General features: G+C 63.5%; 12 protein-coding genes. 9 read left to right on the top strand and 3 right to left on the bottom strand.

Annotated features, from left to right (window positions below):
- Positions 1 to 4: 4 nt before the first annotated feature.
- Genes PIN31009_RS12915 through PIN31009_RS12895 form a run of 5 tightly spaced genes read left to right on the top strand, consistent with a single transcriptional unit; the run spans position 5 to position 4,429 of the window.
- Positions 5 to 1,057, top strand: coding sequence for an ABC transporter substrate-binding protein (locus tag PIN31009_RS12915; protein ID WP_150790522.1), 1,053 nt, complete (start codon positions 5 to 7; stop codon positions 1,055 to 1,057).
- The gene (locus tag PIN31009_RS12910) at positions 1,054 to 1,869 is read left to right on the top strand and encodes an ABC transporter ATP-binding protein (protein ID WP_150790521.1); all 816 of its coding nucleotides are present in this window, start codon (positions 1,054 to 1,056) and stop codon (positions 1,867 to 1,869) included. The genes PIN31009_RS12915 and PIN31009_RS12910 overlap by 4 nt, the downstream gene beginning before the upstream one ends.
- Entirely contained in the window at positions 1,866 to 2,672 is an 807-nt protein-coding gene (locus PIN31009_RS12905) for an ABC transporter permease (protein ID WP_150790520.1), read from the top strand. The genes PIN31009_RS12910 and PIN31009_RS12905 overlap by 4 nt, the downstream gene beginning before the upstream one ends.
- Entirely contained in the window at positions 2,665 to 3,492 is an 828-nt protein-coding gene (locus PIN31009_RS12900; protein WP_174997145.1) for an ABC transporter permease, read from the top strand. The genes PIN31009_RS12905 and PIN31009_RS12900 overlap by 8 nt, the downstream gene beginning before the upstream one ends.
- Before the next feature lie 43 nt (positions 3,493 to 3,535).
- The gene (locus tag PIN31009_RS12895) at positions 3,536 to 4,429 is read left to right on the top strand and encodes a sulfurtransferase (protein WP_174997143.1); all 894 of its coding nucleotides are present in this window, start codon (positions 3,536 to 3,538) and stop codon (positions 4,427 to 4,429) included.
- A gap of 68 nt (positions 4,430 to 4,497) precedes the next feature.
- On the opposite strand, the gene PIN31009_RS12890 is transcribed toward PIN31009_RS12895, so the two are convergent.
- Positions 4,498 to 5,475 (bottom strand): LysR family transcriptional regulator, encoded by a 978-nt coding sequence (locus PIN31009_RS12890; RefSeq protein ID WP_150790517.1) that lies wholly within the window; start codon positions 5,473 to 5,475, stop codon positions 4,498 to 4,500.
- 224 nt (positions 5,476 to 5,699) lie between these two features.
- On the opposite strand from PIN31009_RS12890, the gene PIN31009_RS12885 reads away from it, so the two are divergent.
- Positions 5,700 to 8,162 (top strand): penicillin-binding protein 1A, encoded by a 2,463-nt coding sequence (locus PIN31009_RS12885; protein ID WP_150790516.1) that lies wholly within the window; start codon positions 5,700 to 5,702, stop codon positions 8,160 to 8,162.
- A 43-nt stretch (positions 8,163 to 8,205) separates the two neighbouring features.
- A complete protein-coding gene (locus PIN31009_RS12880; protein ID WP_150790515.1) occupies positions 8,206 to 9,240 on the top strand; it encodes a D-cysteine desulfhydrase family protein in 1,035 nt (344 codons plus the stop codon).
- A gap of 51 nt (positions 9,241 to 9,291) precedes the next feature.
- Here PIN31009_RS12880 and PIN31009_RS12875 read toward each other — a convergent pair whose 3' ends face one another.
- Both PIN31009_RS12875 and PIN31009_RS12870 read right to left on the bottom strand, forming a co-directional pair.
- On the bottom strand, positions 9,292 to 9,945 hold the full coding sequence (locus PIN31009_RS12875; RefSeq protein WP_150685302.1) for a GntR family transcriptional regulator: 654 nt from the start codon (positions 9,943 to 9,945) through the stop codon (positions 9,292 to 9,294).
- A gap of 65 nt (positions 9,946 to 10,010) precedes the next feature.
- A complete protein-coding gene (locus PIN31009_RS12870; RefSeq protein WP_150790514.1) occupies positions 10,011 to 10,778 on the bottom strand; it encodes an HpcH/HpaI aldolase family protein in 768 nt (255 codons plus the stop codon).
- A 94-nt stretch (positions 10,779 to 10,872) separates the two neighbouring features.
- On the opposite strand from PIN31009_RS12870, the gene PIN31009_RS12865 reads away from it, so the two are divergent.
- On the top strand, positions 10,873 to 11,748 hold the full coding sequence (locus tag PIN31009_RS12865; RefSeq protein WP_150790513.1) for a carbon-nitrogen hydrolase family protein: 876 nt from the start codon (positions 10,873 to 10,875) through the stop codon (positions 11,746 to 11,748).
- A complete protein-coding gene (locus tag PIN31009_RS12860) occupies positions 11,745 to 12,638 on the top strand; it encodes a proline iminopeptidase-family hydrolase (RefSeq protein ID WP_150790512.1) in 894 nt (297 codons plus the stop codon). The genes PIN31009_RS12865 and PIN31009_RS12860 overlap by 4 nt, the downstream gene beginning before the upstream one ends.
- The last annotated feature ends 23 nt before the right edge of the window (positions 12,639 to 12,661 follow it).

Below are 12,661 nucleotides of genomic sequence, written 5' to 3'. Positions count from 1 at the left end.
TGCCATGTCTTCCCATTCCTCTTCGCGTGACTCGTCGGTCAATGGCCGACGCAACTTTATCAAGCAGGGCGCAGCGGTGGCTGCGGCCTTGTCTTTCCCGATGATCGCCCGTGCGGCACCACCCGTCATTCGCTACGCCAGCGCGGGCGTCGTGGGGCCGGGCGAGCTCGAAACGGTGATCTTCAGCGACTGGTTCAAGGCCAACGTGTTGAAGCGTCACGGCAAGGAATACGTCATCGAGACGACCACGGCACGCGGTACGCCGGGTGTCGCCACGCTGCTGGCCGCCGAGCAGGCCGATCTGGGCACGCTCGCGTTCACGAGCCTCGCCACCACGATTGCGCAGGAAGCTGTGCCGGGGGGCGTAACAGCCGTCGCCGAAATCCATCGCGACGCCGTGCAGGGCTATGCGTCCAACCCGTTCGTCGTGCTCGCTGACAGCCCGATTCGCACGATTGCCGATCTCAAGGGCAAGTCGGTGGCCGTGAATGCATTCAACGGCAGTGTCGACATCATCTTGCGCATTGCGCTTCAGGCCCACGGTCTGGACCCGCGCAAAGATGTGCGTGTGGTGGAAATGCCGTTCGGCAACATTGGCCCGGCGTTGCGTCAGAAGCGCATCGACGTTGGTGTACTCGCCATGCCGTTCCAAGTGGACGAGGCGAAGAAGGGGGGCATTCGTACGGTGTTCGATGCCGTGGGCGTCGTGCCGCCATATCCGGTGCTGTTCCAGAGCGGCCGCACGCGCTTTCTGAAGTCGCAGCCTGCGGCGGTGCGCGCTTGGCTGGCGGACTACGTGGATGCACAGCGCTGGATTTACGACCCGGCCAACCGTAAGCAGGTTGTGGTACTCACGGCTGATCTGGCGAAGACGCCGGCGGCGTCGCTGGACGAGTATTTCCTGACGGCGAAGGATTTCTACCGCGACCCGAACGCGACGATCTCGGCGGCGAGGTTGCAGCCGCCCATCGATGCGATGGCCAAGCTCGGGTTGCTGCCCAAGCCGGTGACGATTGCGCCGTACGTCGACGCGTCTTATCTCCCGCATCGCGTATGAGCGGGGTAGCCTCACACGACGGCCAGCCGGCGATTCACGTCGCCGGATTGTCGAAGTCGTTCGACAAGGGCGGCGAATCGGTGCTGGCGCTCGATCGCATCGATCTGGACGTGCCGGCGGGCAAGCTGGTGTCTTTGGTCGGGCCTTCGGGCTGCGGCAAGAGCACGTTGCTCTACATCCTCGGCGGGTTCGTTCAAGCCTCGCAAGGGGTTTGCTCGACATTCGGCACGACGATTACCGGCCCGGGTGTCGACCGCGGCATCGTGTTTCAGGAATACGCGCTGTTCCCGTGGCTCACGGTGTACGACAACATCGCCTACGGTTTGCGCCGCAAGGGCGTGGATGCCGACACGGTGGCCCGTACCGTTGAGCGCTACATCGCACTGATTCATTTGAAGGGATTTGAGCGACGCTTTCCCCGCGAGCTGTCGGGCGGCATGCGTCAGCGTGTGGCGTTGGCGCGCACGTTTGCGAGCGATCCGAAGATTCTGCTGCTTGACGAGCCCTTCGGCGCGCTCGACGCACAGACCCGCGAGTTCATGCAGGACGAACTGCTGCGTCTGTGGTCGGCGTCCGGCAAGACGGCCGTACTGGTGACGCACGATATCGACGAAGCCGTGTATCTCTCGGACACCATCTATGTGATGTCGCGCCGTCCGGGGCGGATCGTCAAACGCATCGACGTCGATCTGGACCGCACGCTGGGCCGCGAGACCACCATGCTTTCCGCTCGCTTCGCGGCGTTGCGCAACGATGTCTGGCTGACCGTTCGCGAGCAAGTGCGCGGCACCGAGCACGAGGAGATTGCATGAGCGGCACCACGCTACCGGCGCCGGCCGGCCGGCGCTTGTCCGGCGCACGCACGCTCACGGGCACGGTGTCGGTCGCATTGCTGTTCGTCGTGTGGCATGCCGCCACTCGCTGGCAGTGGTTGCCGGAGGGCTTTGTGCCGCCGATGGGCGACGTCTGGCGTGCCATGTTGCATCTGGCGCGCACGGGTGAACTATGGGATAACCTCGCCGCGACGCTTCGCGCGAGCCTCTGGGGACTGGCTGCCGGGCTGCTGATCGGCGTGCCGACGGGCTTGCTGATGGCGACGTCGGGTGCGTTCGAGCGCATCGTCTCGCCCGTGGTGCGCTCCACCTATGCCTTACCGAAGACGACGCTGATTCCGCTGCTCGTGCTGTGGTTCGGCGTGGGCGGCATGACCAACATCGTGGTGATCGCCGTGACGACCACGCTGCCGCTGATCGTCTACACCCTGCGCGGTGCTCAAGAGGTGCCGCGGGTGCTGCTGTGGAGTGCCCGGTCGCTCGGTACGTCGCGGGCCGAGTTGCTCTGGCGTGTGGTGTTGCCGGGTGCGATGCCGCAGATTCTCACAGGCGTTCGCGTCGCGTTCGGCTTCACGCTGCTGGTCGCCATTTCGTGCGAGATGATCGTAGCGAATCAGGGCATCGGCAAGTTGATCTCGCAATACGGCGATCAGGGCAGTTACGACTATCTGTTTGCAGCGCTGTTGGTGACGACGGTGATCGCCTATCTGGCTGATCTCGCGCTCAACCGGGCCAGCCAGTTCTGGCTGCGCTGGCATGAAACGACACAACATCATGACTAAGGCGACGGTATTGAATGGCCCGGTGGTGGCTCAGGCCGCGCCAGCATTGAAGCGCCCGGCGGGGCTGCGTCATTGGATTGAGTGCTGGGTTGAGCGTTGGATTGCGCTCGCCGTACTGCTGGCGCTCTGGCAAATCTCGACACATTACGGATGGGTGAGGGCTGTCTTTCTGCCGTCGCCGTCGGTTGTGTTCGGCACGCTGTGGCAACTCGTTTCGACCGGCGAGTTGTTCGCCACGCTGGGCACGAGTCTCTGGCGCGCTGTTGCGGGCGTTGCACTGGCGGCACTCGTTGGCATTCCGGCGGGGTTTCTGATGGCGGAGTCCAAGTTCTGCCGCTGGTGGCTCTCGCCATACGTCGCGTTTGGTTTTCCGCTGCCGAAGATTGCACTCATCCCGGTGCTGACCGCGTGGTTCGGCATGGATAGCCTCTCGAAGGTGATTCTGGTGTTTGCCACCTGCGTGTTCCCGTTCATCGTGGCCGCGCAGTCGGGGGCGTCGCTAATCTCGCAAAAGCTGCGCTGGGCGGCGTTTTCGCTCGGCACGAAGCGCAGTGAATTGTTCCGCTTGATTCTGCTGCCTGCCACGGTGCCGTCGATGCTGTCGGGGCTTCGCATCGCGTTGCCGATCGGACTCATTACGGTGTTCACGGCCGAGATGGTGACCGGTGGCGGGCTCGGCGAAGCGATTGTGCAAGCGCAGCGATATTTCCAGTCGCCGCAGGTGTATGCGTATGTGATCGTGACGATGGTCGTCGGGTATTTCGCCGATGCGGGCATTGCGTGGTTGCAACGGCGGTTTGCCGCGTGGGCCACCGAATGAATTTGCGGTCCGTCGCGACCGTGTACTGACTTCAGAACTGAAAATGACTGCTACATCTACTACACCGGTTATCGAGCCGGGCTATCTCGTGAACACGGCGTGGCTCGCGGAGAATCTGCATCGCGACGACCTGCGCTTGTTCGATTGCAGCGCGACGATGGTGGTCGATCCCATCATCAAGCAACGCGTACAGCCGGAGCGTTCGGCCTTTGAAGCGGCCCATATTCCGGGGGCACAGTTCATCGACATCGACGCGCAATTGTCGGATCGCCATCACCCGATTCACTTGATGTTGCCGCCGCCGGAGGCTTTCAAGTCGGCAGTGGAAGCGCTGGGTATTCGCAACGACAGCCTCGTCGTCATCTACAGCACCGGCACGCCATGGTGGGCTACGCGTGTGTGGTGGATGCTGCGTGTTTATGGATTTACGAACGCGCATCTGCTCGACGGCGGTCTGGCCACGTGGCAGGCCGAGGGGTATCCGGTGGAACGAGGCCCGGCTGCGGCACCGGCGCGCGGTGAGTTCACGGTGGCGCCGCCGTTGCCCTATGTGGCCGCACGCGCCGACGTGGAGCAGGCACTACATGCCACTGACGTTCGTCTGATCAATGCGCTGCGCCCCGCGCAGTACAGCGGCGAAGAACTGCCGCGCAAGGGACGTTCCGGTCACATTCCCGGCAGTATCAACGTCTCTGCGGCGAGCCTGCTCGATGCCGCGACAGGGCAGTTACTTGACGACGCGGGGTTACGGGCGCGCTTCGCTGCGGCAGACATCGGTCCGGAGCGCGCCGTCATCGCCTACTGCGGCGGCGGTGTGTCGGCAAGCCTTGTTGTCTTCGCGCTGATGAAGCTGGGGCATCCCAATGTGCGCCTGTACGATGCATCACTCGGCGAGTGGGGGAGTGCGCCCGAGTTGCCGATGCAGGTCGACGTCTAAGGGCAGCGTAGGGCGAGTGGCTCGTGAGTTTGGGGGGCGAGCGGTTACCGCACCCCGGACTCGCCCGTTCACAACATCGCGTCCGCCGGGCGCGCAATCCCGAGTTTGCCGATATCGACCGCGCGGCGGCGGGCAAACTGCCGGCATTCCTGCAAGAGCCATGCGTTGAACACGCTTGCCGCCGGGGAATTCGCACTGCGTGAAATCATCCAGTAAGAGGCGGGCGAGCGCACCGCGACCGGTACGACCGGCACCAACCGCCCGTCACGCAACTCATTCGTCAATAGCGATACCCGGGCAATTGCGACGCCCTGATGGTTGAGCGCTGCGTTGAACGCCATGCTCGCAAGATTGAAATGCGGCCCGTCCACGTGGCGAATCGCCGCGGGCTGCACGGCCGTCATCCACGCGCGCCATTCGGCGGAGGCATCCGCCCCGGTCCACGCGGCGGCGTCATGCAACAACACACACGACTTATCGATGCGCCCCTTGACCGCTGCCGGATTGCGTTGCAGATAGGTCGGTGTGGCGACGGGCAATAACCACTCGTCGAGCAGCAGCGCATGCACGTCGGTCAGCGGGAAATCGTCCACCGAGTAGCGAATGGCCACGTCCACACCGGTCGTGTCGTCGTCAGGCATACCGACCGCCGTGAACTCCGCGTTGAGCTGCACCGGGTTTCGCTCGAAGTGCTGATGAAAATCCGGCAGTCGCGACACCAGCCAATGCAGTGCGAACGATGGACAACAACCGACCCGCACCGGCTCGTCCGTGCTGGCAATCCGCACGAGCGTGGTCTCGATTTCGTCGAATGCCCGCTGCGTGCCTTCGAGCAGCATTTCACCCTCGCGAGTGAGCGTCAGACTGCGATGGCCGCGCACGAACAGCGCATAGCCCAACCGTTTTTCCAACTGCCGGATCTGTTGGCTGATCGCGCTTTGGGTGAGGCTGAGCGCATCCGCTGCGCGGGTGAAACTCAGCAACCGGGCGGCCGTGGCAAAGCAACGCAGGGCACCGAGCAAAGCGGCGTCAATGGGTTTTCGCATTAGCTTGATTAATGCATGAGTAAGGAAATATCGCTTGTCCGTCTCCCGGCGCTTCGCAGAGTATGGCTGCCGGGTCTGGCTGATTCTTGGCGATTCATGCGGATTGTAGAGTATTGATCGCGCGCTCGTATGGCATCTGTTCAGCGCGCCACAGGCGTTCTCGTGACATCCATACATTAGCCAGACTTGTCGCTTGGTTTCGCTAATGAAGGAATGGTTCACGGATGAATGAAAGGAATTTCGACGCGCACGCGCAAGGCCCCGAACACGGTGGCCCCACGCCGCCCCCAGCGCGCAAGCCCCGGCGTTGGCTGAAGTGGTTGGCGTTCGTGATGGTGGCCGGTATCACGGCGTTCGGTGCGCTCGCGGCCTATGTGATCGTGGTCGTGTACCCGGAACTGCCGCCCGTAGCCGTGCTCGGCGAATACCGCCCGGCGCAGCCATTGCGCATCTATTCGGCGGACAACCAGTTGCTGGCTGAATACGGCATCGAGAAGCGCATTCCGCTGACCTATGACCAGATTCCCGCGCATCTGCGCGATGCGCTTCTGGCTACCGAAGACGCCGATTTCTTTGCTCACGGCGGCGTCGATTTTCCCGGTCTGATTCGCGCCAGTCTTGCCAATGCGATGCATGGCGGCAAGGCGCAGGGCGGCAGCACGATCACGATGCAACTCGCGCGCAACTTCTTTCTCACGCGAAAGAAGACCTACGCGCGCAAGTTGTACGAGATTCTGCTCGCCATCAAGATCGAGCGCACGTTGAGCAAGCCGCAAATCCTGACGCTGTACATGAACCAGATTTATCTGGGCGAACGTGCTTATGGTTTCGGGGCAGCGGCGCGGGTCTATTACGGCAAACCAGTCGAAGCACTGACGCTCGACGAATGCGCCATGCTCGCTGGGCTTCCCAAAGCCCCGGCAGCGTTCAATCCGATCGTCGATCCGGCGCGGGCACGCACACGGCAGCTTTACGTGCTCGGCCGCATGTTGCAATCCGGTGTGATTTCGCGCGAAGACTTTGCCGCGGCGTCGGCTGCGCCGCCGTTCTCGCCACGGGTCGCGACCGGCCGTGATATTCCGGCCGACGCCGTGACCGAGACGGTGCGCCAGATGATCGTAAAAGACTACGGTGACGAGGCCTACGAACTGGGGTTGCGCGTCTGGACAACGGTCGACACGCAACGTCAGCGCGCCGCGGCCGATGCCGTGTTGCGCGGCGTCGAGGCGTATCAGGCACGCCAGCCATATCCCGGCGCGGAAACGAGAGTGCCGGAAGACCTGCGTTCGCAGCTCGACCGTCGCGCCGGTCTGACCCCGGCACTCGCGGCGTACCTGAAGCAGCGGCCCGACTATCCGGGCTTGAGCGTTGGCGTGGTGGCCCATGTCGATGGCGCGGCGAAAGGCGCGAACGCTGGCCGCGCTACGGTGCTGTTGGAAGATGGCCAGCACGCCACCGTTGCGCAAGCGTCTGCCAAGCAACGTGTCCACCTTGGCGACGTTGTGCGGGTGCGAACGCTTGCGAACGGCACCTCCCAATTGAGTGCGATGCCCACCGTTCAGGCGGCGCTCATTTCGATCTCGCCCGAAGATGGCGCGATTCTCGCGATGATCGGCGACAACGGCATGTCGGGCCAGCACCTCAATCACGCGACGCAAGCGTGGCGTCAGCCGGGCTCGGCGTTCAAGCCGTTTCTGTATGCGGCAGCGATTGCCAAGGGTTACGGGCCCTCGACGCAGGTCTTCGACTTGCCGCTAGAGATCCGGCCGGCCCCCGGTGCGCCGATCTGGCGCCCCAAGGCGGGTGGCGCGCCGCTCGGCGAATTGTCGTTACAGACAGCATTGGCCAAGTCACGCAACCTCGTCGCGATTCGTCTCGTGCAGGCGATCGGACCGGCCTACGCGCGCGACTTCGCCGTACAGACCTTCGGTTTCGACAAGAACAAGATTCCAGCCAACTTGCCGATGGCCTTGGGGGCAGGGGCCGTCACGCCGTTGCAGATGGCAGTGGGCTACGCCGTGTTCGCCAATGGTGGCGAGCGTGTGGCGCCGTACCTCGTGTCGCGCATCGTCGATAGCCGCGGGGCGGAGCTGTTCCACGTGCGGCCCGAGCGCGTGCGCGTGATGTCGCCGGCGACCAGCTATCTCACGTCGCAGATGCTGCGCGAAGTCGCCCAGCACGGCACGGCGTCGGCCACCCGCGTGCTGGGTCGCAGCGACATCGGCGGCAAGACCGGTACCACCAACGACTATCGCGACGGCTGGTTCGCCGGTTTCCAGCCAAGCGCGGCGACGGTGGTCTGGATGGGGCACGACACGCCGCGTTCGCTGGGCCGCAGCGAGTGGGCCTCGCGCACGGCACTGCCTGTGTGGATCGACTACATGAAGCAGGCCCTCGACGGCGTTCCGCAGGCAATGATCGCCGTGCCTGATGACATTACCGTTGCCGACGATGTCGCTTACGACAAGGCATTTCGGCCGGGTAACGGCTTCGTGGACAAGCTGAGTCCTGACGGTGTGGCGGTGTCGCAACCGGCTGGCGGAGACGAAGACGAGAGCGATGACGCCGGGACCGCGACTGCGGCGGCAGGGGGCAACACGAATGGTCAAAAGCTCGGGGCGCCGTCTGACACGTCTGCCGCGAAGTCCGAACGCGATCGCATCTTGCAGTACTTCATCAACGAGTGAATGACGCGTCGCGGCGAGGGTGCCGCCGTACCACGGAGACAACATGATCGATACACGCTCGCAAATCGCCAGCCACTTTCCGACCGTTCCATTGATCGAGGGGGCGACACCGATCCGGCGTTTGTCGCGCCTCGAAAGCCTTTGTGGCGCGGACCGCCAAAACATCGCCATCTACGTGAAGCGCGACGATCTGGGCGAGATCGGCGGCGGGGGCAACAAGCTGCGCAAGCTCGAACTCCTGTTGGGCAAAGCGCTGGCAGACGGCGCAGATACCGTCATTACGATTGGCGGCATTCAGTCCAACCACGCGCGTCTCACGGCGGCCGCCTGTGCACGATATGGCCTTACCTGCGAACTGATGCTGGCGGATATGGTGCCCCGGCATGACGTGGCTTATCGCAACAACGGCAATGTCATGCTGGACGATCTTTTCGGCGCGAAGGTGCATCGTCTGGCGCCGAATGTCGATGCACTCGCAGCGGCGCAAGACCGGGCGGTTGCCTTACGCGAGCAAGGGCGGCGGGCGATGGTGGTCCCTTCGGGTGGCTCGTCGCCGCTTGGTGCGCTGGGCTACGTCCGGTGTGCGCTGGAAGTGATCGAGCAGGAAGCAATCCTCGGCACGACGTTCGAGCGCGTGGTCGTGCCGAACGGCAGCTCGGGCACGCAGGCGGGGCTGGTCGCCGGATTTCATTTGGCGGGGCGGGGCGCGCAGACGGTCAACGCGTATTCCGTTCTGGCAGATCGGGATGTCACGCATGCTCGCACGGTGCAATTAGCCGGGGAGACGTTGGCGCTGCTGGGGCATTCGGCATCCGCGCTCTCGGCGGACGATGTGGTGATCGACGGTGCACACCGTGGCGAGGCCTACGGTATTCCGACGCCGGGGATGCTCGAGGCCGTGCGCTTGCTGGCGCGCAGCGAAGGGCTGCTGCTGGACCCGGTCTACTCCGGCAAAGCATTTGCCGGACTGTTGGCGGATATCCGGGCGGGTGCGGTGCCCGCAGGCACTAGCGTGCTTTACGTGATGACGGGGGGCACGCCGGGATTGTTTGCGTATCGGGAGGCTTTTGCCGGGTAAGTGACGAAGGGCCGTGCGTGCACGGCCTTCGTCAGTTCACTCCGAATCAATTCACTCCGAGGTGGCCGACGTCGAGAAAGCGCGCCATTGATTCAGGTGGCGATAAACGACGGCGCACAGGCCTTCGGCGTCGCGTTTGCGCAGCGTGTCGAGCATGGCGAGGTGATCGGCATTACTCGCGCGCAGCGAGGCGACGGTGTCCCAAGTCCCCGTGCGTCCCGGAATACCGCGCTCGCGGTTCTGACGGATTTCTTCGGCAAGCAACGTGTTGCCCGCCATGGCGTAGAACGCCTCGTGCAGGCGGAAGTTGATGACGCGAAGTTCCTCGCGGCTGCCCACTTCGACGGCCGTGTCGAACTGGGCGACCAGAACACCGAAGCTGTCGATCTGCTCTTGTGTGGCGCGCACGACGATCAACCGGCACGCCGCCAACTCCATGATGGTTCTGACCTCATAGAGCTGGTCGCGTTGAATCGACGAATGGCTCGCAATGCGGTAACCGCGATTCTGAATGTGCTCCAGCAGGCCGCGCACCGCTAACTCGTTGAGCGCCATGCGAACTTCGAAACGATTGGCCCCGTACCGCTGCTCGACATCCGTCTGCTTGAGCCAGTCGCCGGGCGAGTATTTGCCCGCGAAAAGGTCGCTCCGGATCTCGCGACTGAGATCGTTGAGGGAATCAAATGTGAGCGGGGTCGTTTCCATTCGCCTTTAGTAGCCAATTTTGTTCGCGGATTATAGCATCGGGCCGATGCCGCACCGCTGCCGTTTCAAATGTTTTGGTGTGCCAACAACATGGCACCTTTGCGCAGAAATCCGACGTCACAGCCCAGTGTGACGAAGGCGTGCCCACGGGCGTACGCGTCAGCCGCCAGCTCGTTCGGACGCAATGCCGAACCGAGACAGGCGCCACTCGCGCGCACCTGCCGCTCGACCGTGTCGATGGCAGCCTGCACCGCGGCATTCGCCATGTCGCTGCCGCAGCCGAGGCTCTCGGCCAGATCGAGCGGACCGATAAAGATCATGTCGAAGACGTTCTCGGCGAGGATCTCGGGCAGGGCTTCCACGCCACGGAGGCTCTCGATCATGCCGATCAGCAACAATTCCTGCTTTGCCCCAGCCCGATAGTCGTTGGCTTGTCCGCCCCATGCCGCCGCGCGTGACACGGTGTAGTGCGCCCCTCGTGTGCCGTCCGGTGGATACCACGCTGCGTTTGCCAACGCGCGGGTTTGTGCCGCCGACTCCACGTTCGGGAGCAACAGGCCTTCGACCCCGGCGTCGAGCAAGGGTTTGATCCCATGGGCGTCGTGCGCGGGCACTCTCGCGAGTACTGTGCTCGCCCCGGCGGCGCGAATGGCGCGGATCTGTTCGACGGCGGTCTGAACGTGACCGGCCGTATGTTCGTGGTCGATGATGAGCGCGTCGTAGCCCAACGTGCCCAGAATCTCGGCGGTGTCCGCGCTGGGCGCGAAGAGCCACGCACCCGCGCACGGGTGTCCTTCGGACAGGCGCTGCTTCAAGCGATTAGGGCGAAACATGGAGACTCCTCGAAGAAGATAAATAGTAGCCAAAATAGTAGCCTTTAACAATTCGGTCGTCTATCCTTGGAAACTCCTCACACCGGAGATTTCCATGTCTGTGCTTTCCTCTGCGCTCCCGACTCCCCATGGCGGCCCGGTCGCCGAGCGCCTGCGCGTAGCCTGCGTGCAGGTTTGCGCCCGCAATGACGTGAAGGAGAACGTTGCCGATACCCTTGCGTGGATTCGTCAGGCAGCGCTCGGCGGCGCACAACTCATCGCACTGCCTGAAGCGGTCGACTACCTCGATGCCGACTTTCAGCGCACGCGGGACTACGCCCGAGCGCCGTCCGAGCATTTCGCGCTGGCGGCTTACAAGGCCGCTGCACTCGATCTCGGCTGCTGGCTTCTCGTCGGCTCGATCACGACGCGCGACGCCGACGGCGAACTCGTCAATCGCAGCATGTTGATTTCGCCGCAGGGCGAGGAGGTCTGTCATTACGACAAGATCCACCTCTTCGACGCGCTGCCGGGGTCGTCGAGTTTTACCGAATCCAATCTGTATAAACGCGGCGCACGGGCGCAGCTTTGGGACGGTCCGTGGGGCCGTCTGGGGTTCTCGATCTGCTATGACGTGCGCTTTCCGCAGTTGTACCGGGCGCTCGCGCAGGCGGGGGCCAACCTGATCGCGGTGCCGGCGGCCTTCATGAAAATCACGGGAGAAGCGCACTGGCACACGCTGCTTCGCGCGCGGGCCATCGAGACCGGCTGTTACATCATCGCGCCGGCCCAATGCGGGCATCACTATGGCGAGCGGTATAGCTACGGGCACTCGTTGATCGTCGATCCGTGGGGCGAAATTCTGGCCGATGGCGGCCTTGCGCCGGGCATCGTGATGGCCGACATCGATCCGGCGCGGGTCGATTGGGCGCGTACGAGCATTCCGAGCCTCGGGCAAGACCGTAGTTTCGAAGTGAAGGTGGGTGCATGACGCGGCTATTCGAAACGGTGCGTGTGCGCCTTGCCGAGGGGTATGACGTTCAGGCCTACGTTTGCGGCGATGTGTCCGCCGCTGGCGCGCGCATATTGTTCGGCCTGAACGGCGGACCGGGCCTGCCCAGCGAGTATCTGCGCGAAGGCCATGCGTGGTTAGCCAACGAGGGATTTGCGCTGGTCTTCTACGACCAGTTGGGCTGCGGTGCGTCGGATCGTCCGGACGATGCGCAGTTGTGGACGTTGGCCCGCTATGTGGAGGAAGTCGAACAAGTGCGCGCGGCGCTGGGTATTCAGAGGTTTCACCTGTTAGGGCATTCGTGGGGCACGTGGCTTGGCACCGAATACTGCCTGACGTATCCCGAGCGAGTCGCCAGCTATGTCGTTGCCGATGGGGCCTGCGATATCCCGCATTTGCGCGCGGAACTGGAGCGTCTACGTGCTGCGCTCGGCGCGGAAACAGTCGCGATGATGCGGCATCACGAGGCAGCGGGCACGCTGACGCATCCCGAATATGTTGCCGCGGTGACGATCCTGAACTATCGACACGTGTGCCGGTTGCCCGTCTGGCCGGAGGCACTGACACGTTCGCTCGCGCAGTGGAACGAAGGCCCTTACCGCACGATGCAAGGGCCGAACGAGTTCACCTATACGGGCAATATGCGCGAGTGGAACCGGGTGCCGGACATGCACGGCATCACGGCGCCGGCGCTGGTGATCTGCGGCGCGTTCGACGAGTTGACGCCGGCGTGTTCGCGCGCGATGTATGAGGCGATGCCGAATGCGCAGCTGGAAGTGCTGGAAGACGCCTCGCACATGCCTTTCTACGAAACGCCCGAGGTATACCGCCACGTAGTCGGCACGTTTCTGAAATCGCAGCCGGTGTAAGCATGGGAGGGGCCGTCGATTGA

The organism is Pandoraea iniqua (genome assembly GCF_902459685.1).
Taxonomy (GTDB): Bacteria; Pseudomonadota; Gammaproteobacteria; order Burkholderiales; family Burkholderiaceae; genus Pandoraea; species Pandoraea iniqua.
This window is presented reverse-complemented; position numbering and strand designations above follow the sequence as displayed.

Bases quoted from the DNA above. Each gene is read 5' to 3' on its own strand.
- PIN31009_RS12915 (WP_150790522.1), top strand. From the start codon at position 5: ATGTCTTCCCATTCCTCTTCGCGTGACTCGTCGGTCAATGGCCGACGC.
- PIN31009_RS12910 (WP_150790521.1), top strand. From the start codon at position 1,054: ATGAGCGGGGTAGCCTCACACGACGGCCAGCCGGCGATTCACGTCGCC.
- PIN31009_RS12905 (WP_150790520.1), top strand. From the start codon at position 1,866: ATGAGCGGCACCACGCTACCGGCGCCGGCCGGCCGGCGCTTGTCCGGC.
- PIN31009_RS12900 (WP_174997145.1), top strand. From the start codon at position 2,665: ATGACTAAGGCGACGGTATTGAATGGCCCGGTGGTGGCTCAGGCCGCG.
- PIN31009_RS12895 (WP_174997143.1), top strand. From the start codon at position 3,536: ATGACTGCTACATCTACTACACCGGTTATCGAGCCGGGCTATCTCGTG.
- PIN31009_RS12890 (WP_150790517.1), bottom strand. From the start codon at position 5,475: ATGCGAAAACCCATTGACGCCGCTTTGCTCGGTGCCCTGCGTTGCTTT.
- PIN31009_RS12885 (WP_150790516.1), top strand. From the start codon at position 5,700: ATGAATGAAAGGAATTTCGACGCGCACGCGCAAGGCCCCGAACACGGT.
- PIN31009_RS12880 (WP_150790515.1), top strand. From the start codon at position 8,206: ATGATCGATACACGCTCGCAAATCGCCAGCCACTTTCCGACCGTTCCA.
- PIN31009_RS12875 (WP_150685302.1), bottom strand. From the start codon at position 9,945: ATGGAAACGACCCCGCTCACATTTGATTCCCTCAACGATCTCAGTCGC.
- PIN31009_RS12870 (WP_150790514.1), bottom strand. From the start codon at position 10,778: ATGTTTCGCCCTAATCGCTTGAAGCAGCGCCTGTCCGAAGGACACCCG.
- PIN31009_RS12865 (WP_150790513.1), top strand. From the start codon at position 10,873: ATGTCTGTGCTTTCCTCTGCGCTCCCGACTCCCCATGGCGGCCCGGTC.
- PIN31009_RS12860 (WP_150790512.1), top strand. From the start codon at position 11,745: ATGACGCGGCTATTCGAAACGGTGCGTGTGCGCCTTGCCGAGGGGTAT.